This window comes from Lacticaseibacillus camelliae DSM 22697 = JCM 13995 (genome assembly GCF_001436615.1).
Lineage (GTDB): Bacteria > Bacillota > Bacilli > Lactobacillales > Lactobacillaceae > Lacticaseibacillus > Lacticaseibacillus camelliae.
Window position 1 is genome coordinate 14544 of the sequence record NZ_AYZJ01000037.1, and the last position, 21330, is coordinate 35873.

Consider the following 21330-nt stretch of genomic DNA (forward strand, 5'->3'; position numbering starts at 1 on the left):
TCCCTCTTCTCAAATGTTCCAAACTAGTTAAATAGTACCATAGAACCGCTTTCTAAAATTGCCAAGAGGGGGATTGCCTCGCATAATGTAGGCGCAATGGAAAAGGAGGCGCGCCATGGCCTTGGTTGAAAGAATTGAATCCACTCGCGTCTTGCGCAGCCTGCGCGAGGCCTTGAAGACCCTGCGGCCGGTCCTATTGATCGCCGCCCTGACGCAGGCGGTCAACCTCAGTGTCGTCGCGCGAGAAGGCTTTTTTGCGCAGATCTATCATCTGAGCTGGCCGCGCTGGCTGCCGGTGCTACTGGCTAATCTCACCACCGTGTTGTGGGGCAGTCTGGCCATGACGGTCGCCGGCTTAATGGCGGCCGAGCTCGGCCACCGCTACCACGCGCTCGCGGTGATCGCCGTCATCGCGTTCATGGCACTTGTCGTCGCCGATCCGACCCGCGCGCTCAGCTGGCCGCATCTCGGGCCCAGCGCGCTGCTGCTGGCCGTGATTGTGGCGCCGCCGATCGCGTGGCTGTTTGACCGGGCCAAAAATGACCACTGGGCCGCGGCCTGGCTGATTGGCCTGGTCCTGCTCGGGCTGGCGCTGGGCGCCGGCGTGCGGGTAGCCGCCAACCACTTATCCTGGTCGTGGCTCACGCTGCCCGACCTGCTGGTCATCCCTGCCAATTTGGCGCTGGCCTGGCTGGGCCTGCCGCAGCTGCTGCCGCCGCTGACTGATTTTGCGATGAGCCCTGAGGCCGCTGCCAACTTGAATGCGGCGCTGACCCACCCCAGCTTGCACACCATTCCTTACCGCTTCACGACCTACACCGTGTTTGCCCCGTTTGCCAACATGGGTGGCACTGGGTCGCTGCTGGCGCTGGTGATCGCACTGGCGCTGGTCAACCGGCGCGTCCGGGTGCCAGAACTCTTAACTGCAGGCGTCAACCTGCCGCTGTTGACCCTGCTTTCCACGCCGGCCCTGCTGGATCTGCGCATGCTGATCCCGTTCTTCTTAGCGCCGCTGGCCAGCTGCGGGATTGCCCTCCTGGCCTTGCTGCTGCACCTGATGCCGCCGGTCGTTTACCCGGTCCCGCCGACGACGCCAGGGCCGCTCTTCGCCTTTTTGGCGACCAATGGCAGCTGGTCGGCGCTTGCGGTCAGCCTACTGTGTCTGGTGGTCAGTGTCGCGATTTACTATCCGTTTGCCAAGGCGCTGAATAAGGAGGCAAAAGCCGATGCGAAAATGGTGCGCTAGCCTCATCGTCTTTTTTGCCGTCCTGCTGGGCATTGGCTTTCCGGCCTACCGGTGGATGCACACCAGCGTCGAAAACGCGCGGGTCGTGCACCGCTCCCGCATGCGGCCCATTTTCCTGGTGCCAGGCAGCTCCGCGAGCCAGAACCGCTTCAACGCCCTGGTCGCCGCGCTCAACCGCCAAACCACGGGTCACAGCTACGTGAAGATCACCGTGACCGAGTCAGGCAAGTTCAAGCAGTCCGGCCGCATCGCCGCCCGCGACCGGCAGCCGTACATCGTCGTCGCGTTCGCCAACAACCAGGACGGCTACCCCAATATTCAACGGCAGGCGCGCTGGTTCAACATTGCCTTCACCGCCATGGCCAAAAAGTACCACTTCGACCGTTTCTCTGCGATCGGCCACAGCAACGGCGGGCTGGTACTGACGCTTTTTTTGGAGCGGTACATGAATCAAGCCGACTACACCATGCAGCGCATGATCACCCTGGGGTCGCCTTACAACCTCGAGGAAAGCAAGCAGGCCAACCGCACCCAGATGCTGACGGACATGATCCGGATGAAAAAGCGTCTGCCAGTCAATCTGACCGTGTACTCAGTCGCCGGCTCTGAAAGTTACACCTCGGACGGCATTGTGCCGCTCGCCTCCGTGGACGCCGGCAAGTACATTTTCCAAAATCAGGTCAAGCATTACACCATGATCACCTTGTCGGGAAACAACGCTGAGCACAGCGACCTGCCGCAAAACCAGGAAACCATTGACCTGATCAAGCAGGACCTGCTGATCAAAAACCAGCGGCCTGCCCTGCGGCCATAACCCCTCACCATCGCCTCACGCCAGTTGGCAAACCCACCGGCGCGCGGCGATTTTTCGTTTAGGCAGTAAAAAAGCCTGCTCCACAAGGAAACAGACTTTGCACTGGCACCCAAACAACACCATCAGCCGCCAAGATATGCTGCACGGACATCGTCGTTGGCCAACAACGCCTGACCAGTGCCGCTCATTTTGACTTGGCCACTGGCGAGCACGTAGCCGCGGTCGGCGACTTGCAGCGCCTGCGCCGCGTTCTGCTCGATCAACAGCACCGTGACGCCTTGAGCGTGAATGCGCTTGATGATGTCGAAAATCTTGTTAATGTAAATCGGCGCCAGCCCCATGGAGGGCTCGTCAAGCAGCAGCAGCTTGGGCTTGGCCATCATGGCCCGGCCCATTGCCAGCATCTGCTGCTCGCCGCCGGACAGCGTCGCCGCGTCCTGACTCCGGCGTTCTTTCAGCACCGGAAACTGCTCGTACACCGACTTCAGCTGCTCATCGCGTGTCTTGGGCGAAAGGTACGCGCCCATGCGCAGGTTCTCGGCGACGGTCAGGCCCTCAAACACGTGCCGGCCTTCCGGCACCTGCGCAATGCCGGCCGCCACGATTTTGGACGGCGACAGCTTGGCGAGGTTCTGATCATTGTACGTGATCGTGCCAGCACTGGGCCGCAGCAGCCCGCTGATGGTTTTCAGGATCGTGCTTTTACCCGCGCCGTTAGCCCCGATCAGCGTGACGATCTCCCCGTCATTGACGGTGAAGTCGACACCTTGAACGGCCTGAATGGCGCCGTAGTTGACCTTGAGTCCGGCCACTTTAAGCATGGACGCCACCCCCCAAGTACGAGTCGATCACGGCCGGATTCTTCTGAATCGCAGCCGGCGTTCCTTCGGCAATCAGTTTACCCTGGTTCAGCACGTAAATGCGCTCGGCGATGTTCATGACCAGACTCATGTCGTGCTCAATCAGGACGACCGTCAACTGAAAGTCAGACCGCAGCTTGCCAATCAGCTTCATCAGCGCGGCGGTTTCCTCGGGGTTCATCCCCGCCGCCGGTTCGTCGAGAAAAATGATTCGCGGCGAGGTGGCAGTCGCACGCGCAATCTCCACGCGCCGCTGGGTCCCGTACGGCAGGTTGCCGGCATCCACATCGGCCACGTCGGTCAGGTCAAACTCGCGCAGCAGGGCATCGGTCCAGGCCCCGACCTTGGCCTCTTTTTTGTAGTAGGCCGGCAGGCGCAGGATCTCCGCGAAGAAGTTCTCCGTGTAGCGATGAGTCATCGCCGCCAGCAGGTTATCGCGAACGGACAGGTTCGCAAACAGCCGAATGTTTTGAAAGGTGCGCGCCAGGCCGAGCTTGGCCACCTGGTACGGCTTGTGGCCGAGCAGCGAAATGGTGCCGGTGGCGGTGGTCAGTGAGATCTTGCCGGACGTGGGCGGGATCACCCCAGTCAGCATGTTGAACAACGTGGTCTTGCCCGCGCCATTGGGGCCAATCAAGGCGACCAGCTCGCCTTCGTCCACGTGCATGTCAACGTTGGAAACGGCGTCCAGACCGCCGAACTTTTTACTCAGATTCGTGACTGTCAGCAGTGCCATGGCGGGCTCCTTTCTTCTCAAACAGTTTGCGAATGGACACTTCGTAGCGGCCGAGCAGCCCGCTTGGCTTGAAGACCATGATTAAGATCAAGGCCAGCGCGTAGATTACCATCCGCAGTGTGCCAAAGCTTTGCAGGACAGTGTCCAGCACGCCAAGCACAGTCGCGGCCACGAAGGTCCCGGTGATTGAGCCAACGCCACCCAGCACCACGATGATCAGGATCGAAATCGAGTTCATGATGCCAAAATCGCTTGGCGCAATGGTCTGAATGTAAACTGCGTGCAACGAGCCCGCAATGGCTGCGGTGGCTGCGCCCATGACGAACGCCGCCAGCTTCCACTTGGTCGGGTTGATGCCCACGGCCTCGGCGGCAATGTCGTCTTCGCGGATCGCCTGAATCGCACGACCGGCCCGGCTGCGGGCAAAGTTGACGATCATCAACGTCGTCAGGCACACCAGCACGTACACGGTCGGCCAGTTGGCCAGCGCCGGAATGTTGTACATGCCGGCCGCGCCGTTGGTGATCTTCAGGTTGTTCAGCACCACCCGGATGATCTCCGCCGCCCCCATGGTCGCGATGGCAAGGTAATCGCCGCGCAGCCGCAGCGTGGGAATGCCGATAATGACGGCGACGATCATGGCAACCACCACGCCCACGGCCATGGACAGGTAAAAGCCGAGCGCGTTGCCCAGGTACTGGGTGATGATGGCTGTCGCGTAAGCCCCAAGGGCCATGAAGCCAGCATGACCCAGCGAGAACTGGCCGGAAAAACCAATGATCAGGTTCAGTCCGGTGGCCAGAATGATGTTGATGCCGATGGTGACGAGCATGTTTTCGATGAAGCTGTTGATCACACCGATCACGATCAGCTCATTGATCAGGTAGAAGCCGGCAACTGCGATCGCCAGCCAGACCAGTGCTGCTTTCCATCTTGCTGCCATGCTCACACCTTCTCCTTCACGTTTTTACCAAAGATCCCAGCCGGCAGAACGACCAGAATGACGATCAGAACGACATAAACGGCTGCATCCTTGTACGCTGACAGCCCAATCGCCTGCACAAAGGTCTCCAGCATGCCAATGAGAAAGCCGCCCAGCGCCGCGCCGGGGATCGAGCCGATGCCGCCGACGACCGCCGCCACGAAGGCTTTGATCCCAGGCACCATGCCCATCAGCGGGTCGATCGAGTTGTAATACAGCCCGATGAGGACCCCGGCCGCGCCGGCCAAGGCGGAGCCCAGGCCGAAGGTGAACGAAATGACGTGATTCGGATTGATGCCGACCAGCTCGGCCGCCTCTTGATCAACGGCCACGGCGCGCATCGCCGTACCCATCCGGGTGTGCTGCACGATCAGCTGCAGCGCCACCATCAGGACCAGGGAGACGGTGACGATGAGCAGCTGAATGTTGGTCACCGTCACACCGAACACGGTAAAGCGGTGCGAGGCCACGACCTGCGGGAAGTTGCGCGTATTGGCGCCGTAGAGAAACGACATGCCGTTTTCAAGGAAGTACGACACGCCGATCGCCGTAATCAGCGCGGTGATCCGCGGTGAATTGCGCAACGGCTTGTAGGCGAGATACTCGATCAGCATCCCCAGCGCGGCACAGACGACCATTGCAGACACCAAAGCCACGCCGAAATCGACGTGGTAATGGTTGATCACATAGTAGCCCCAAAAGGCACCGATCATATAAATGTCCCCATGCGCAAAGTTGATCAGCTTGATGATCCCGTAGACCATGGTGTAGCCCAGCGCCAGCAGCGCGTAAATGCTGCCAAGGCTCAGGCCGTTGATCAATTGCTGGAAAAAGGTTTGCACGAGAGCGCCTCCTCAGGTAAGTGTGCATCAGCCGACTTGGCCGGCCGATGCAGCGGTTAACGATTACTTCTGTTCAATAGCGGAAACGACCTTGCCGTTGGTCAGCTTTTCGATCATGATCGGCTTTTCCGGGTCGTGCGTCTTGTTGACGGTCATTTCACCGGTCACGGCAGGCATGTGCTTGATCTTGGCCAGGGACTGAGCAATCTTGACAGAGTCGGTAGACTTCGCGTCTTCGATCGCCTGCTTGATCATCAGCACGGAATCGTAGGCCAGCGCGGAGAACGTCGGCGCATCGGTATGGTACTGCTTCTTGAAGGCGGTCATGAAGCTTTCGGCCATCTTGTTTGTGGAACCGGACTTGGTGGAAAATGGCGTGGTGTAGTAAACATCGGAGGCGTTCTTATCGCCGGCGATCTCGGCCAGCTTGGGGTCCGCCATGCCGTCAGAGCCGATGATCGGCACGTTGATGCCCATGGACCGGGCCTGCTTGATGATCAGGCCGACTTCGGAGTAGTAACCCGGCACATAAATCGCATTGATGTTCTTGTTCTTGATGCCGGTCAGCAGGGCGTTGAAGTCCTTGTCGCCTTCTGAGAATGACTGCGTCGATACGACGTTGCCCTTGAAGGCGCCTTTGAAGGCCTTCGCCAGACCAGTGCCGTAATCGCTTGAGTTGTCCTCAAGAATCGCCACGTTCTTCGCCTTCAGGGTGTTGTCGACAAAGTGCGCAGCTGTTTCGCCCTGGAAGTTATTTTCAAAGCAGGCCCGGAACACGTATGGCTGGACCTTCCCATTTTTCTGCAGGGTGTAATCCGGATCCGTCGCACTTGGCGAAACGGATGGCACCTTGGCCTTGGTGATGTTCGGGATTGCCGCGGTGCCATCGTTGGTCGTTGCCGGGCCGACGATGGCGGAAACGCTGTCGGAGCCGGCGAGCTGAGCGGCAACGGAGCTGGAGCCGGAGGTCGTGGACTTGTTGTCGCGGATCACGGTCTTGATTTTGACCTTCTTGCCGTTGACCTTAATGCCGCCATCAGCGTTGATCTGCTTGACGGCCAGATCGAAGCCCTGCTTCATCTGATTGCCATAGCCGGCTGCTGAACCAGACAACTCCATGTTCATGCCGATCTTAACGGTGTTGCCAGTGCTTGAGTTGCCTTTGTCCCCTGCGGTCGTGGTCGCGCAGCCTGCCAGTGTAATGGCACTCACAGCAGTAATGGCGCCGAGTATGATTTTTCTCATTGAAATCTTCATGACTGATCTCCCTTTTCTCCAACTTGTCAGGTGCTTTCATAAAAAATGGCCCCATCATTGATGAGGCCGCATCCGACAGGCCCCATCAGCACGCGAATGAGGACCTGTTCACATCAGCTTGCGCTAACGGAGCGGGTCCTACTCGAGCAACAACAAGGCCAAACTGCGGAAGAAGCGAGTCGCACAGAACTGATTAATTGATAGTTTCATGAAACTCACCCTTTCCTAAATTAGTTAATGATTAGAATTTACACCAACTACTCATTCTGGTCAACCGCTATTTGAAAATTTGCTAAAAAAATCCGTACCGACGCTCGCCGATACGGATCGATCCTGTTACTCACGCGTGCTGCCACGCGTGATCAATTCCGGTGTTACCAGCAACTCCCCTTGCTGCGCGCCACTTTGGGCCAGCTTCTGCAGCAGCATCCGCGCCAGCAGCTCCCCGAGCTGCTGAACTGGCTGCTTCACGGTGGTCAGCTGAGGGTTCGCCACCTGATCGAGAAAGACCCCATCAAACCCAATGATGCCAAAGTCGCGCGGGACATCGCCGCCATTTTCGATGATCCCGCGCTCCACGCCCACTGCGATGCGATCCGAGGCACAGATGAAGCAGGTATCCGGGGCGAATTTGCGCCAGTTTTCGTTAATGAAGGCCTGAGACACGCGTGAATGGTTGGCCAACCGGTAAATCTGCGGGATTTTTTTATGCTGCTGCAGGGTGTTGATGTACCCCGCCTCGCGGGAGTACTCAAAGGACTCCTTCACGTCCAACCCGATAAAGACGATGGATTGATAATTCTTGGCGAGGGCATAATTGGTCGCCAGCGCGGTACCGGCCTTGTTGTCGCTGTCGATATAGTCAAACCCGTAGCGATTCTCACCGAAAATGACAAACGGCTGATTCAGCTGTTCGAGCAGGGGAATATCCCTGGCCCGCTCACCGGTCACAATGTACCCATCGGCACGATTGCCACCAGTGAGGTGTGCCCGGTCAGTCACCAGCTGCAGGGCATAGCCTTCCTTGTCCAGCCCCTTGGCGATCCCGAAGATAAGGCTCATGTAGTACGGCTCCGTCGTGTCAATGTCTTCGAGGATCACCACCTTGATCACGTTGGTCCGGTTATTTGCCAGGGCCTTCGCCGCCGCGTTGGGGTGATAGTTCAGCGCGGTCATGGCCTCTTCGACCAGGCAGCGCAGCTCAGGCGTGACCTGCTCAGGATGATTAATGACCCGCGAAACCGTCATTTTTGACACATTGGCCTGTTTGGCGACATCTGACAAAGTAACCATGATACCCTCCCGATAATTGCGCGTTTCGCTGACAACCTTATTTTACACCAACCGGCCGCATTGCTTCTCTGGGACAGCTGGACAGTCAAAGGGACCTGACCGTTGCCAGTCAGATCCCTCAAGGTTGGAGGCCTTGGCTGAATGCAGATCAACTCACCCAGCGTGGTTCAAGTACTGGTTGACTTAACCCTTGTCCGCTCCGGCGGTGATCCCGTTGACGTAGAACTTCTGCATGATCACGAACAGGATGGTGATTGGGACCGCGACCATGACACACCCGGCAATGAACTGGGTGAAGAACGTGGTCGAGGTACCCTTGGCGCTGTGCAGCATGTTATACAACCCGTATGCAATCGTGTAATTCTTCGGGTTCCCCGATGAAGACAGGATGATCCCGGAGAAAATGAAGTCGACCCACGGGGCAATAAAGGTGGTCAGCGCCGTATAAACAATCATCGGCTTGGACAGCGGCAACCCAATGTGCAGGAAGACCTGCCACCTAGTTGCCCCATCCATCTCCGCCGCCTCATCGATCGACCGCGGAATGGTATCAAAGAACCCTTTGGCGATGTAGAACGACAGCCCCGCACCACCGACATAAACCATGGTCAGGCCGGCCAGATTCAGCATGTTGAAGCTCTTCAGAATGTAATACAGCGCGATCATGGACATGAACCCGGGGAACATCCCCAAAATCAAGGCAATCTGCAAGAACTTCTTCCGAAAGGCGAAGCGAAGCCGGGACAGGGTGTAAGCAACGGAAATGGTGATGAAGGTCGACAGGATCATCGACACTGTGGACACTAGCAGTGTGTTACGCATCCAGTCAAGGAACGGATACTGCTTATTGAGTAGCATTCCCGTGTAATTACTCAGCGTGAATTTCTCCGGCCAAATCGTCGACACAAAGCCAGTATTGTTATACGAGAGACTCGCCAAAATGATCCAAACGATTGGAAACAGCCAAACGACCACCAGTACGGCCAGCAGAATGTAGCGGAGGCTCAGCGAAAGGTGACGCTGTGCTTTGTATGATTTCATAATCTCAGCCCTCCTTGAAAGCATTCGTCCGCCGGTAAGCAAACAGTGAGAAGACCGCACTGATGATGAAGATCAGGATCCCTAAGACCGCTGACGCGTTGTACCGCTGCGTCTGGCCAAAGGTCAAGTTGTACAACCAGGTCACCAGCAAGTCGGTGTCACCAGCCCCACTGTAGTTGTTGTTCATCGGATAGCCGCCGGTCAACAGGTAAATCACGTTGAAGTTGTTGATATTCCCAATAAACTGTTGGATCAGCGAAGGGGCCATGACAAACAGGATCTGCGGGAAAGTGATCGACTTGAAGACCTGGAACGGATTGGCACCGTCCATCCGGGCAGCCTCAATCTGATCCTCCGGCAGATTTTGAATGATCGCCGTGGACACCAGCATTGAAACCGGGATCCCGACCCACATGTTGACCACGATGACCGTAATGCGGGCCACCAGCGGCTTCGCAGAGGCGCCGATGAAGTTGATCGGCTTGGCGATCCAGTGCCAGGATAGCAGCAGGTTATTCAGCGGCCCTTGCAGGTCGAGGAACTGCGCCATCATCAGCAAGGAAACAAACTGCGGCACCGCGTAGACAATGATGAACATCGTCCGCCAGAACGCCTTGTGCTTGATGCCCTTGGATTCGATCAGCATCGCCAGCAGGACGCCGAAGAAGAACGTCGTCGCCGTGGCACAAACCGCCCAGATCAACGTCCAACCCAACACCGGGAAGAACGTTCCCGCAAGGTCACCGGAAAGCACGTTGTGAAAAGCCTGAAAGCCTGTCCAGGAGAATCCGATCGAATGGTGGGAATCATAGTTGGTGAACGCCATTGAAATCATGTACACCGTGGGCAAGATGGTGAACGCCACAATCCCAACAATTGGGATCGCCAGCAGGACACTGTGCAGTCGTTCATCAAGCAGTGACGCTAACTCCTCGCCATTAGTTTCAATGTGACCATGGTCCCGGTTCAACACGTACAGTTTTCTTGTTGAACGCAGGTTGACCCAGTACAAGCCCACCATTGCGATCAGCAGGATCACTGCCAGCACTCCGAACAACAGAATGACCACAGAATTATCCGGCAGTTTGGTCAAATAGACCCCTTGTGACTGATCGTAAACGACCTTCTTGGTTTTGAGCGTCCCCAAATTGCTCAGCATGCTGAGCGAGGAGATCCCGCTAAACACCAGCCAAATCAGAAAGGCCACCTCAGTGATCAGAAACGCTGCGCCCTTGACCCACTGGCGATTTTTTAAGGCGGAGGCCCCCATCACAAAGAATGAGAGTTTCGTCGTCCAATCGCCTTTACGCCAGACTTCTCGATAGGTCGCTGCCGGTGGGAGCTTATTTTTTCTCCTGAACATACGATACCTTCTCCTTTACGTGCAAAGATTGGTCAAGCTCAACCATCAACTTCAGCGACTAGTTAGCCTTGGAAACCGCATTGTGGAATGCTGTCAGTTTGGTCATGTAATCTGCAGGCTTGATCGAACCGCTGTATGCACCGTTGATCAGTGGTGCGGCCTGATCCCAAAGAGTGGCAATTTCAGGCATCTTTGGCATCAAAGTGGAGTGGCTAGTCTGTGACATGGTCTTAACTGCGACCGCGACTGGATTCTTCTTGAACGTTGCCGTCTGCTGGGCCGACTTGTCAACCGGGATCTGACCCTGGTCTTTGTAGATGACCAGCTGCGAGGCCTTGTTGGTAATGTACTGAGCCAGCGTTGCTGCGGCTTTTTGATTCTTGGTTGAAGTGTGCGAGTTGACCGCAAAGGTTTCAATCCCAAGGAAGGCCTGCATTTGGACTTTCTTACCCCCGATGGTGATGGTTGGGTATGGCGCAACGCCAAAGTTCTTGCCCAACAGCTTCTTAATGTTTACCGCGTCCCAAGGACCGTCGAGAATAGCGCCGGCCTTACCGGACTTGAGCTGGTTCAGCACGTTAGAAGTCTGCATGACCCCTTTGTTGTTCTTTTGGGCGGCGTACCACTTCATCGCGTTGACCCCTTCTTGGGTGTTGACGTTGGTGCCCTTGAGGTCTTCGCCGTTTTTACCGTACATGTAGGTGCCGGCTGACAGGAAGATCGGGTAAACGTTATACGGCACCGTAAAGTCCGTGGCCACAACGCTCTTGGCGGTCATCGTGTCCCAATCCTTCACGTCCTCAGCGCTCAGCTTAGACTTGTTGTAGTAAAGCGTCTGGGCCTGCATCGCGAATGGGAAAGCGTAAAGCTTGTTCTTCCAGGTCACGCCCTTGACGGCGCTTTCGACGTTGTCCTTCTTGATGACCTTAGTCGCATCCGGCGAAATTGGGTTGATGTACCCCGCAGACGCCATTTGTCCGAGCTGATCATTCGGCACTTCGAACACGTCAGCCGCCTTCGATGGGTCCTTGGCGACATCGGTCTTCGCGTTTGAGGACCCGTTTGGACTTTGGGTGACCTTGACCTTCACATCCGGATACTTCTTGTTGAAGTCCTTCACAATGGATTTATAGGAGCTGACCTGCGTGTTGTCGACCCACAGTTTAACCGAACCGGAGACGCCATTTTTACCTGAGCTACTGCTTGAGGAGCTGGAACCGGAATTGCCGCAAGCAGCCAGAACCGTGGCTGAAAGAAGTGCAGTACTGCCTAAAGCAAACTTCTGCCATAACTTCATGATGATATTCCTCCCAAAAATGTTTTATAAAGCCTGAACCCTAGTGAAGAAAGAACGCTGTTTTGCAGACGGCTACCGTCTGCGGTAACCCTCTGACTGCCGCAACCCAATCGGTGTCTTTGACACCCAGTCCGCCAGTGCGGCATGGCGGACAAACTACCCTTCAAGCGGCACTGGCTCCTTGGTGATCGCCATCTCGGTGTCCTTGTCGAAGAAGTGCGCCTTGTTGACGTCAAACCCCATTTTGACGGCATCCCCAGGACTGTGGAAATCGCGGGCGTTGACGTTGGCGATGTATTCCGTGTCGTCAACCTTCAAGTAAAGCTGTTCCGTGGCCCCGAGCAGTTCAGAAACTGTGACTGTCGAATCAATCACCGCATCCGGCCAGGTGTCCAGAAATGCCTGCTCGGAGTGAATATCCTCGGGCCGAATGCCAAAGATCAGCTCCTTGCCGTTGTAGCCTTGATCATCCAAGATCTTCGCCCGGCCTTCCGGCACTTTGAGGGTGACGCTCTTGCCATCGGACACCACGCCGTTTTGGTATGTCATGTTGAAGAAGTTCATCGACGGTGACCCCATGAACCCCGCAACGAATTTATTGCGCGGATTCTCATAGACTTGCGAGGGCGTCCCGATTTGCTGAACGTGGCCGACAGACATGACGACCACGCGGTCCGCCATTGTCATCGCCTCAGTTTGATCATGCGTGACATAGATCGTGGTGGTGTTCAGGCGCCGGTGCAGCTTGGCAATTTCCGCCCGCATCGAGACCCGCAGCTTGGCGTCCAAGTTGGAAAGCGGTTCGTCCATGAGAAAGATGGGCGCATCCCGCACAATTGCACGGCCTAGTGCGACCCGCTGGCGTTGACCCCCTGAAAGGGCGGCCGGTTTCCGGTCCAAGAACGGCTTGAGGCCTAAAATATTTGCCGCATTTTGCACGCGGGCATCAATATCCGCCTTCTTGTAGTGGCGGAGTTTGAGTCCAAAAGCCATATTGTCGTAGACCGTCATGTGCGGATACAGCGCGTAGTTCTGAAAGACCATGGCGATGTTGCGGTCCTTGGGCGCCACGTCATTCATGACCTTGCCCGCGATCTTCAACTCGCCCTTGGTAATGTCCTCCAGACCGGCGATCATGCGCAAGGTCGTGGATTTGCCACACCCGGAAGGGCCGACAAAAACGATGAACTCCTTATCCTTGATGTGAAGGTCAAAATCCTCAACCGAGTAATCTTCGCCATCGTCGTATTTTTTATAAAGGTGGTCCAGATCGATCTCAACCATTTGTCCTCATGCTTCCTTTCTTTCCAGCCACGCAGTATAAGCACGCTGAATCTCCTCGAGCTTCAGGTCCGCTGTGCTTGGCACAATGTAATCCGCCTGATGCAGGACTGCCGGGTCGCCGATGCCAACGGCAAACTGGCCGGCGGCTTTAATCGCCGCCACCCCCACCGCAGCATCTTCGAACGCTGCGACTTCAGTAGTAGCAAGCCCCGCCAGGGTCTGCGCCCGCTCGTAGATTTCCGGATCGGGTTTGCCGTGATGCAGAGTGGCCGGATCCACGATGCCGTCAAACTGCTGGGCCAACCCGAGCCGGTTCAAGATCACAGGGGCATTGCGGGACGCAGAAGCAATCACCATCCTGAGCCTTGCGGCCTTGGCCGCCGCGAGCAAGGCGGTGATGCCGGGCAAAATGTCTGCCGGCGTCATGGCCTGGATCAGGTGCAGATACATCTGATTTTTGGTCTTGGCAAATGCCGCCTTCTGCTCGTTCGTGTAACGATTCTCTTGCTGACCATAGCTGAGCACCAAATTCAGGGAATCCAGCCGCGAGCGGCCGCGCAGTTGCTGGTTGGCTTCAGGCGGCAGCGTAATGTCGAGGTCCGCTGCCAGCTGGTTCCACGCCTGCAGGTGATACTTGGCGGAGTCGGTCAACACCCCATCTAAATCAAACAACAATCCCTTAAGCATGCTGACCCTCCTTTACCAGATGAACCGGTTGGCCAGCCACGTCAATGTCGAGGGGTTCGCCTTCAAGCAGCGTGATCAAGGTCTTCTGCCCCACGTCGACGGCTAATAGCCGCCCGCGGTAGGTCAGCTTGAAGTTGTAATGCGTCCACTGCTTCGGCAAAAACGGCTTAAAGCGTAGCCGGTCGTGATCGTACCGCATGCCGGCAAAGCCTTGCACGATGGCCAGCCATGATCCAGTCATCGACGTGATGTGCAGCCCATCGGCGGTGTCGTTATTGTAGTTGTCCAGGTCTAGACGCGCCGTACGCCGGTACAGTTCGACCGCCTTTTCCTGCTTACCCAACTCCGCTGCCAAAATGGCGTGAATCGAGGCCGACAGCGAACTTTCGTGCACAGTGAGCGGCTCGTAGAAATCGTAGTTGCGCTCTTTTTGCTCGCGCGTAAAGCGGTCGTTCAAGAAGTAAATGCCTTGAAGAACATCGGCCTGCTTGATGTACGGACTGCGCAAAATGTGATCCCAGGACCAGTGCTGATTGATGGGACGCTGATCCTGAGGAATCGCACTGGCGGGCTGCAAGTCTTTATCCAGGAAGGTGTCGTTTTGGACGAAGATCCCTAGCTTCTTGTCGACCGGGTAATACATCCGATCAATGATGTCCTGCCAGTGCGCCTTTTCTGCTTCGGTCACCGAAAGCGCCGCCAGCACGGCCGGATCGGCCTTGGGCAAGCGCGCCAGCGTGTACTCTAGCACCCATGACGCCATGGTGTTGGTGTACCAGTTATTGTTGACGTTGTTTTCGTACTCGTTCGGCCCGGTCACGCCGTGGATCATGTAGCACCCCTTGCGCTTGGAAAAGTGGACCCGATCAGCCCAGAAACGGCTGATGCCAATCAGCACTTCCATGCCGTCGTGATTGACGTAGCTTTCATCGCCGGTGTATGCCGTGTACTGATAGATGGCAAACGCCACCGCCGCATTGCGATGAATCTCCTCGAAGGTGATCTCCCACTCGTTATGACACTCGATACCGTTAAAGGTCACCATCGGAAACAGCGCCCCTTTAAGGCCTTGCTGCTGCGCGTTGTGGTAAGCGCCGGGCAACTGATCATGCCGGTATTCCAGCAGCGCGCGAGTCACACTTGGCGGCGTCACCGCCAAATACATTGGCACGACATAGGCTTCAGTGTCCCAGTAGGTCGCGCCACCGTACTTCTCACCGGTAAAGCCCTTGGGCCCCACATTGAGCCGCTTGTCCTCGCCGTAATAGGTCATGAACAGCTGCGCAATGTTGAACCGGATTCCCTGCTGGGCTGCATCATCACCGTCAATCACCACATCGCTTTGCGCCCAGCGGCTGGCCCAAATGGCCGTGTGCCTGGCCAACCGCTGATCGAAGGACTCGGTTTGCAGCTGCGTCATCAACGCCGTTGCGGTTTGCGGCTGCTTGTCCGGCGCCACGTCCCGGCTGGTCAGCACAATGACATCTTTTTCCAATGTGACGCTTTGACCGGCGTTCAAGGTGGTAGAAACGCGGGCGGTCGCGAGGCCGCTTGCCGTTTCATTTGTGGTTTGGACCGGCTTGCCATTCAGCCGCAGCGCTTGTTTGAGCAGGACCGTGAACCGTGGCACCTGGTACGGGTTCGCCTTGGTGATCAGCTGAATGTTTTGCGCCTGGGCGTCTTCCTCGACCGGCTGCCAGAAGCGTTCATCGTAGTTGCTGTCTTCATTGCTGACATTGCCGTCAAGCGTGGCGGCAAAATCGATGCTTGCCTGGCCGCTGAGCACCTGCGCAACGACTTCGATCAACCCGGCCTCTTTGATCTCGTTGGATAAGAAGCGGCGGAAGGTCAGGCGAACGGTCGTCGACTCGACTTCATAAATGAACGTGCGGGTCAGCAAGCCTTGGTGCATATCCAGCGCGATCCGGAAATCGCGGAACTTGCCGGTTGCCAAATCAACTTTCTCGCCGTTGATCCGAATGCCGATGCCGATGAAGCTTGGGGCGTTGATCGCTTTACCAAAGTATTGGGGGTAGCCGTTTTTCCACCAGCCGACGCGGGTTTTATCAGGAAACCACACGCCGCCTAAATAGGTCCCCTGCAAGTGATCGCCGGAATACCCTTCTTCAAAATTCCCTCGCATCCCCATGTAGCCGTTGCCGATCGCCGTTAGGCTCTCCTGCAGCCGCATCTCTTGCGGATGGAGTTCGTGGCTTTGGACCAGCCACGGGTCGATTTCAAAAATCCGTTTCATCATTCATATCCCCAATTGCACCGCCGTGGCGGTTCACTGATTTACAACTTGATTATCTCGTGGTGAAAGCGCTTTTTGTAGGGCGAATATTCTGTTACCGCTATCAAGATCTCACAATGCGGCCAAAACGAAGCCTTTTGGTGCTAGCTGGCCGGCCTGATAGCCTTGGGCCAGCGCCGGCGTTGCGGCCAGCGCAACGGGCTTGGCGGTCGTGTTGAAGTACGCCACGATCTGGGCGTCGCCTGCGCGGACAACTTTGATCAGGCCGCTTGGCGTGACCGTGAGCCGGGTAGTGCCCTGCCCCAGCGTCTTGGCGTACTTACGACGAAAGGCGATCAGCGCATGGACGCGTTGCCAGACGGGCCCGTTGAGCTTAGACCAGTCCATTGGCCGGCGGCAGTCGGGGTCATTTTCGCCGGCCATGCCCATTTCCGTGCCGTAGTAGATGCACGGCATACCGGTTTGGGTGAACGTAAAGGCCAGTGCCTGCAACGCCAAATCTTCATCCCCGTGTGCCACCGTCAGCAGCCGGGCGGTATCGTGAGAATCCAGCATATTCAGCATCACCTGATCATTTTGCGGGCGGTACATCATCAGCTGATCCGTCAGCAGCTCGACCAGGCTCTTGGCACTCAGCTTGTGGGTGAGAAAATGGTCCTCGATCTGCTCAGTGTAGGCATAGTTCATGACCCCGGAAAACTGGTCGCCGTTCAGCCACGGCTGACTCGAGTGCCAAACCTCGCCGATGATCAGGAAATCCTTTTTGGCCCGCTGAGTGGCCTGATAGAACCGCTTCCAGAAGTGGTGATCGACCTCGTTGGCCACGTCGAGCCGCCAAGCATCAATGTCAAACGTCTTGATCCAGTATGTGGCCACGTTGAGCAGGTAATCCTGAACCTCGGGATTGGCCGTGTTGAGCTTGGGCATGTGAGGTTCGAACGCAAAAGTCTCGTACTGAGGCTTGCCCTCACCGCGGTTGGGATCGTGAAACGGCGTGAGTGGGTAGTTACTGATGTGGAACCATGAAGCAAACCTTGAGTCCGCCCCATTTTTCAGGACGTCCTGCCACTGCAAACTGTGCTCGCCGATGTGGTTAAAGACGGCATCCAGCATGACTTTCATGCCGCGCTGATGCGCCTCTGAAACCAGCTTGGCAAACAGCGCCTTGTCGCCAAAATCCGGATCAATATCAAAGTAATCAATGGTGTCGTACTTGTGATTGGACGCCGCCGTGAACAAGGGGCAGAAGTACAACCCATTGACCCCAAGCGCCTGCAGATCATCCAGGTGATCGAGCACCCCTTGCAGATCGCCCCCGTAGTAATCCTCTCTGCCTGGATGATCAGCTGGCCGCCACGGTTTAGTGCCCTCCGGGTCGTTGTGCTTATCACCGTTGGCAAAGCGCTCAGGAAAGATCTGATACCACACCGTTTCCTTTGCCCAGTCAGGCGTTTTCACCCGGTCAAGCTCGTGGAAGTACGGCATTCTGAAGACATTTTCAGTGCGATTTGCCGGTGTATCCTCGCGCAGCCCCCGGTCGGAGTAAAGAAGCGTGGTACCATCTTTGCCCTCCACCAAGAACTGATATTGTAGCCGCGAATAAGGCATCCGCAGGTCAACCGACCAGTAGTCCTCAGTTTGGCCAGTGCCAATTTTGCGCATCGCCAATGTTTGGTAACGCCAAACCGTTTTCTTGGTCGCCGGATCCAAGACGGTCAGGTAAGGATCACCGTAAATCAGCGAGACCTTGGCGACGTCGTCTTTGGCGGTGTGGAAGTGCAACGTCAGTAAGCCTTCTGTGTACAAATAGCAATCTTCGCTTTCCGGGCGGTGCCGCAGTGCTGCAGTATTCATTTTGATTGATCTCCTTCGTTAGTTGTCAAAACCACCCCAGCGTATGGGGCCAGCGTTAATTGATTGCCGTCGAGGTGCGTCTCGCCCGCGGCTAACAGCGGCTGATAATCCCCTGCCGGCAGCGTCAGCGCTCCGGCCTGGCCGGTGAGTGCCACCGCCACCAGTGCGCGCGTCGACCCTAATTGGCGCTGATACACGTACAAATGGTCAGGCGTCGTCAGCATGAGGTAATCGCCGTCTTGGAACACCGGGCGCTTCTTGAGTGCAATCAGCTGCCGATAAAACTGCAGCATGCTCCCGGCGGCCCCTGCTTGCTGGGCAACACTTGTGCTGTCGGCTTCTCGTCCTGTCAGCCATGGCGTGGCGGTTGAAAAGCCGTGATGTGGCGTGTTATCCCATGGCATTGGCCCGCGCGCCGGTAATTTATGCGTTTGAGATACCAGCTTTAGCGCCGCCGCCTCTGTCAGGCCCGCCGCTTTGGCCTGCGCGATAAACGGCGCCACAGTTTGGTCATGGAAGGCGGCCACGGAGTCAAATTCAAGATTCTGCAGTCCCAGCTCATCGCCGTAATAAATCACCGGGATGCCGCGCTGCAGGTACATGAGCAGCGCCAGTGACCGGGCCTGGGTCTCATTTTTCGCAATCCGTGTCCGCAGCCGCGGCAGGTCGTGGTTGCTCCACCACAACGTCGGCGCCGCCACCCCACTCAAGACCTGCTGCCAAATCAGCTGATCGTGCTTGAAGGCGGCAAAATCCAGCGGTTTGGGCTGAAACGCCGCCGACAGTCGCGGATCCAGGTGTGACTCGTCATCAGTGAAGTAGCGAAACGTGATCACTGAATCCATCAACCCGTTATGCGGTGCGGTGTAGTCTACTGCCAAGTGCGGATCCGCAGACGACGCCTCCCCCAGCAAAAAGACGTCAGGGTAATCACTGCGAAGCCGCTGGCAAAACGGCCTGAGCCACTGCTGGACCTGCGGTAAGTTCGCAAAAAACGGCTCGGCGACGACCGGCTCGGCATTGTCCGCCGGAAAATCCTGGTGCAAGTTTGCCTTGGCGATATGAATAAACGCATCCAGCCGCAACCCGTCGATGCCTTTTGCTAGCCAGAATTCCGCGACATCTCCCATCGCCTGCCGCACCTCGGGATTGGCCCAGTTCAAGTCTGGCATCCGCTTATCAAACAAGTGAAAATACGACTGCCCGGTCCCTGCAGGATCCGGCTCCCAGACTGACCCGCCAAAGAAGCTGCCCCAGTTGTTGGGCCGCTGCCCCTTTTCCCCCTCAAAAATGTAATAGTCGCGGTAAATACTGTGAGGGTCGCGAATTGCGTCCTGAAACCACGGGTGCTGGTCCGAGGTGTGATTGAGGACAAAATCCAGCAGCACGTGAATGCCCGCGCGGTGAAAGGCGGCGATCAGTGACTCCATGTCCGCCATGGTCCCCATGCTTTCGTCGATCGCATAGTAATTGGCCACGTCGTACCCGTTATCCACCTGGGGGGAAACAAAGAGCGGATTCAGCCACACCGTATTGATCCCCAGCGCTTGAAGATAGGGGATCCGCTTTTCAATGCCTTTCAAGTCCCCGATGCCATCGCCATTGCTGTCTTGAAACGACTTGGGGTAGATCTGATAAATAATTGCGTGCTCATACCAAGCGCCCATACTCACCCTTCCTTTCGCTTATCAGCTTAGGGGATGGCGGCCACTGCCGACAAGCATCAAGGCCATGTTACCGCTATCAAAAACCGGCCCTGACCCGTTTTTGCCCACACAAAAAGCGCGTGAGCCAAGTTTGATCCTGGTTCACGCGCATATGTCAGAACTGTTTCCAGTCAGGTCCGCTGGCTCCACAACCTAAGACCACTGATCCCCGGAATCCGCTGGGTGTCGGGATGTGCCCGACTGATCAGCTGACCTTTCACCATTACTGGTTACTCGACTCATCGCATGCAATCATTATATCACGCTTTAGAAGGTTTTGCAGGCTTGCGGTAGGTCATTTCCGCCACCAGCTGGGCCAGCAGGAACCCGACCGCGATCGCGCCGGCGACCATGGCGACGCGAAACGTCAGCGAAAGCGCCTGATTCAGGTCGCCAAGCACCAGCGCGCGCACCGCCTGATAGGCCGTCGCACCGGGCACGAGCGGCACCAAGCCGGGAATGTTAAAAATGATCACCGGCATTTTTTTGACGCGGGAAAACACGATCCCGCATAGCCCGATGGTCAGCGCCCCAAGCAGATTGGCCAGCATGCGGCCGGTGCTCAGCTGCATCAGGACCCAGTAAACCAGCCAGCCGGCCGCGCCAGCCCACCCGGCGAGGTTCAGCGCCTTGTGTGGCACGTTGATGATAATGGCAAAGGCCACGGTGGACAGGTACGAGAAGCTGACCTGAACCACCACCTGCAGTGCTAACGGCATAGCGCCCCTCCTTGCTTAGAAAAACCGAAAAATGATCGCGATCCCGACGCCGATGGCACAGGCCGACAGGATGGCCTCCATCCCGCGCGCCATGCCGGACAGCAAGTGCCCCGCCAGCATGTCACGGATCGAGTTGGTGATCGCCACGCCCGGCACCAGCGGCATGACCGCGCCGATGATGATGTTGTTAATGTCACGGCCGACACCCAGCCGCACGCCAAGCCAGGCGGTCAGCCCAACCACAAACGCGCCCACCAGTTCGGAAATGAACTGCAGCTTGGTCAGGCTGGAGACCTTGTAGTAGGCGGCAAACCCCAGCGCGCCGACAATTGCCGCCAGCGGCATGTCGAACCAGTCGTAAGTCTGGGCAAAAATCACCATCAGGGTCGTCGAGCACAACCCGGCGGCAATGATCTGAAGCCACACCGGAAAAAACGGGGTGTGCGCGTCAAGCGTCTCCAGCGCCTGGTGCAGCTGGCTGAGCGTCAACTGGCCGGCCGCAAACTGCCGCGACAGGTTGTTCACGCCGGCCACTTTTTCCATATCGATGCCGCGCTGCGACACCGGGGCAATCTGCACCGTCGCCGGCCCGTCGATGCCGATGAATAGCCCGGTGGGCGTGGTGAACACGCGCGCCGAGTGGGCGCCGGCGTTTTGCGCGATGCGGGTCATGGTGTCATCGACGCGGTACATCTCACTGCCGCCTTCGATCATGATGCGTCCGGCTAGCAGGCACGTGCTCAGCAGCTCATTTTCCATCATGGGCCTCCAAAAACTGTGTGAAGTGTGCGCGCAGCTTGGCCTTGGGGTACGCGCCAGTGACTTTTTCCACCGGCTTGCCCTGCCAGTACAGCAGCATTGTGGGAATGCTTTGCACGTGAAACTGGTCGGCCACGGCGGTGTCACCTTCGACGTTCAACGTCAGCACGCGCATCGGCAGCTCCTGCTCCAGCTCGGCAAGCAAGGGGCTCAGGATCTTGCACGGACCGCACCACTCGGCCCACAGATCCACCACGGTCAGGCCCTTGCCCAGGTGTTTGGTCATTGTCGTACTGGTCACTGCTGTCGGCATCCTCATCCCGTCCTTTCGCTTGT

At 57.0% G+C, this 21330-nt stretch carries 19 protein-coding genes; 2 read left to right on the plus strand and 17 right to left on the minus strand.

The window, feature by feature from the left end; all coding sequences use genetic code 11:
• Positions 1-115: 115 nt before the first annotated feature.
• The gene (locus FC75_RS07815) at positions 116-1246 is read left to right on the plus strand and encodes a hypothetical protein (protein ID WP_056989572.1); all 1131 of its coding nucleotides are present in this window, start codon (positions 116-118) and stop codon (positions 1244-1246) included.
• Entirely contained in the window at positions 1227-2060 is an 834-nt protein-coding gene (locus FC75_RS07820) for an alpha/beta hydrolase (protein WP_056989573.1), read from the plus strand. The genes FC75_RS07815 and FC75_RS07820 overlap by 20 nt, the downstream gene beginning before the upstream one ends.
• A gap of 122 nt (positions 2061-2182) precedes the next feature.
• Here the strand turns inward: FC75_RS07820 and FC75_RS07825 are convergent, their stop codons facing one another.
• From FC75_RS07825 to FC75_RS07905, 17 genes are all read right to left on the minus strand, one after another.
• The gene (locus tag FC75_RS07825) at positions 2183-2881 is read right to left on the minus strand and encodes an ABC transporter ATP-binding protein (protein ID WP_054663908.1); all 699 of its coding nucleotides are present in this window, start codon (positions 2879-2881) and stop codon (positions 2183-2185) included.
• Positions 2874-3656 carry an ABC transporter ATP-binding protein gene (locus tag FC75_RS07830; RefSeq protein WP_056989574.1) on the minus strand — a complete coding sequence of 261 codons (783 nt, stop codon included), beginning with the start codon at positions 3654-3656 and terminating at the stop codon, positions 2874-2876. The genes FC75_RS07825 and FC75_RS07830 overlap by 8 nt, the downstream gene beginning before the upstream one ends.
• Positions 3625-4599 carry a branched-chain amino acid ABC transporter permease gene (locus FC75_RS07835; RefSeq protein WP_054663912.1) on the minus strand — a complete coding sequence of 325 codons (975 nt, stop codon included), beginning with the start codon at positions 4597-4599 and terminating at the stop codon, positions 3625-3627. The genes FC75_RS07830 and FC75_RS07835 overlap by 32 nt, the downstream gene beginning before the upstream one ends.
• Positions 4600-4601: 2 nt before the next feature.
• Positions 4602-5480, minus strand: coding sequence for a branched-chain amino acid ABC transporter permease (locus tag FC75_RS07840; RefSeq protein WP_054663916.1), 879 nt, complete (start codon positions 5478-5480; stop codon positions 4602-4604).
• A 63-nt stretch (positions 5481-5543) separates the two neighbouring features.
• Positions 5544-6737, minus strand: a complete 1194-nt coding sequence (locus tag FC75_RS07845) for an ABC transporter substrate-binding protein (RefSeq protein WP_054663919.1) — start codon at positions 6735-6737, stop codon at positions 5544-5546.
• A gap of 336 nt (positions 6738-7073) precedes the next feature.
• Positions 7074-8030 carry a LacI family DNA-binding transcriptional regulator gene (locus tag FC75_RS07850; protein ID WP_056989575.1) on the minus strand — a complete coding sequence of 319 codons (957 nt, stop codon included), beginning with the start codon at positions 8028-8030 and terminating at the stop codon, positions 7074-7076.
• A 183-nt stretch (positions 8031-8213) separates the two neighbouring features.
• Complete coding sequence (locus FC75_RS07855) at positions 8214-9071, minus strand: sugar ABC transporter permease (protein ID WP_054663922.1); 858 nt, start codon at positions 9069-9071, stop codon at positions 8214-8216.
• A 4-nt stretch (positions 9072-9075) separates the two neighbouring features.
• Positions 9076-10434 (minus strand): carbohydrate ABC transporter permease, encoded by a 1359-nt coding sequence (locus tag FC75_RS07860; protein ID WP_056989576.1) that lies wholly within the window; start codon positions 10432-10434, stop codon positions 9076-9078.
• Between the two features lie 58 nt (positions 10435-10492).
• Positions 10493-11731: an extracellular solute-binding protein gene (locus FC75_RS07865; RefSeq protein WP_054663925.1), complete on the minus strand. Its 1239-nt coding sequence runs from the start codon at positions 11729-11731 to the stop codon at positions 10493-10495.
• Positions 11732-11887: 156 nt separating this feature from the next.
• Positions 11888-13015: an ABC transporter ATP-binding protein gene (locus tag FC75_RS07870; RefSeq protein ID WP_054663928.1), complete on the minus strand. Its 1128-nt coding sequence runs from the start codon at positions 13013-13015 to the stop codon at positions 11888-11890.
• A 6-nt stretch (positions 13016-13021) separates the two neighbouring features.
• Positions 13022-13702: a beta-phosphoglucomutase gene (gene pgmB, locus FC75_RS07875; protein WP_056989577.1), complete on the minus strand. Its 681-nt coding sequence runs from the start codon at positions 13700-13702 to the stop codon at positions 13022-13024.
• Entirely contained in the window at positions 13695-15956 is a 2262-nt protein-coding gene (locus FC75_RS07880) for a glycoside hydrolase family 65 protein (RefSeq protein WP_056989578.1), read from the minus strand. The genes pgmB and FC75_RS07880 overlap by 8 nt, the downstream gene beginning before the upstream one ends.
• A 111-nt stretch (positions 15957-16067) precedes the next feature.
• Positions 16068-17810, minus strand: a complete 1743-nt coding sequence (locus tag FC75_RS07885; protein WP_056989579.1) for a glycoside hydrolase family 13 protein — start codon at positions 17808-17810, stop codon at positions 16068-16070.
• Positions 17807-19477: an alpha-glucosidase gene (locus tag FC75_RS07890; RefSeq protein ID WP_056989580.1), complete on the minus strand. Its 1671-nt coding sequence runs from the start codon at positions 19475-19477 to the stop codon at positions 17807-17809. The genes FC75_RS07885 and FC75_RS07890 overlap by 4 nt, the downstream gene beginning before the upstream one ends.
• A gap of 299 nt (positions 19478-19776) precedes the next feature.
• Positions 19777-20235 carry a threonine/serine exporter family protein gene (locus FC75_RS07895; protein WP_056989581.1) on the minus strand — a complete coding sequence of 153 codons (459 nt, stop codon included), beginning with the start codon at positions 20233-20235 and terminating at the stop codon, positions 19777-19779.
• Between the two features lie 15 nt (positions 20236-20250).
• On the minus strand, positions 20251-20994 hold the full coding sequence (locus FC75_RS07900; RefSeq protein ID WP_082397755.1) for a threonine/serine exporter family protein: 744 nt from the start codon (positions 20992-20994) through the stop codon (positions 20251-20253).
• On the minus strand, positions 20984-21307 hold the full coding sequence (locus tag FC75_RS07905) for a thioredoxin family protein (protein WP_054663938.1): 324 nt from the start codon (positions 21305-21307) through the stop codon (positions 20984-20986). Before FC75_RS07905 ends, FC75_RS07900 begins: the two co-directional genes overlap by 11 nt.
• Positions 21308-21330: the final 23 nt, after the last annotated feature.

Excerpts from the sequence above, each read along its gene's own strand:
- FC75_RS07815 (WP_056989572.1), top strand. The coding sequence starts at position 116 with ATGGCCTTGGTTGAAAGAATTGAATCCACTCGCGTCTTGCGCAGCCTG.
- FC75_RS07820 (WP_056989573.1), top strand. The coding sequence starts at position 1,227 with ATGCGAAAATGGTGCGCTAGCCTCATCGTCTTTTTTGCCGTCCTGCTG.
- FC75_RS07825 (WP_054663908.1), bottom strand. The coding sequence starts at position 2,881 with ATGCTTAAAGTGGCCGGACTCAAGGTCAACTACGGCGCCATTCAGGCC.
- FC75_RS07830 (WP_056989574.1), bottom strand. The coding sequence starts at position 3,656 with ATGGCACTGCTGACAGTCACGAATCTGAGTAAAAAGTTCGGCGGTCTG.
- FC75_RS07835 (WP_054663912.1), bottom strand. The coding sequence starts at position 4,599 with ATGGCAGCAAGATGGAAAGCAGCACTGGTCTGGCTGGCGATCGCAGTT.
- FC75_RS07845 (WP_054663919.1), bottom strand. The coding sequence starts at position 6,737 with ATGAAGATTTCAATGAGAAAAATCATACTCGGCGCCATTACTGCTGTG.
- FC75_RS07850 (WP_056989575.1), bottom strand. The coding sequence starts at position 8,030 with ATGGTTACTTTGTCAGATGTCGCCAAACAGGCCAATGTGTCAAAAATG.
- FC75_RS07855 (WP_054663922.1), bottom strand. The coding sequence starts at position 9,071 with ATGAAATCATACAAAGCACAGCGTCACCTTTCGCTGAGCCTCCGCTAC.
- FC75_RS07860 (WP_056989576.1), bottom strand. The coding sequence starts at position 10,434 with ATGTTCAGGAGAAAAAATAAGCTCCCACCGGCAGCGACCTATCGAGAA.
- FC75_RS07865 (WP_054663925.1), bottom strand. The coding sequence starts at position 11,731 with ATGAAGTTATGGCAGAAGTTTGCTTTAGGCAGTACTGCACTTCTTTCA.
- FC75_RS07870 (WP_054663928.1), bottom strand. The coding sequence starts at position 13,015 with ATGGTTGAGATCGATCTGGACCACCTTTATAAAAAATACGACGATGGC.
- pgmB (WP_056989577.1), bottom strand. The coding sequence starts at position 13,702 with ATGCTTAAGGGATTGTTGTTTGATTTAGATGGGGTGTTGACCGACTCC.
- FC75_RS07880 (WP_056989578.1), bottom strand. The coding sequence starts at position 15,956 with ATGAAACGGATTTTTGAAATCGACCCGTGGCTGGTCCAAAGCCACGAA.
- FC75_RS07885 (WP_056989579.1), bottom strand. The coding sequence starts at position 17,810 with ATGAATACTGCAGCACTGCGGCACCGCCCGGAAAGCGAAGATTGCTAT.
- FC75_RS07890 (WP_056989580.1), bottom strand. The coding sequence starts at position 19,477 with ATGGGCGCTTGGTATGAGCACGCAATTATTTATCAGATCTACCCCAAG.
- FC75_RS07895 (WP_056989581.1), bottom strand. The coding sequence starts at position 20,235 with ATGCCGTTAGCACTGCAGGTGGTGGTTCAGGTCAGCTTCTCGTACCTG.
- FC75_RS07900 (WP_082397755.1), bottom strand. The coding sequence starts at position 20,994 with ATGGAAAATGAGCTGCTGAGCACGTGCCTGCTAGCCGGACGCATCATG.
- FC75_RS07905 (WP_054663938.1), bottom strand. The coding sequence starts at position 21,307 with ATGCCGACAGCAGTGACCAGTACGACAATGACCAAACACCTGGGCAAG.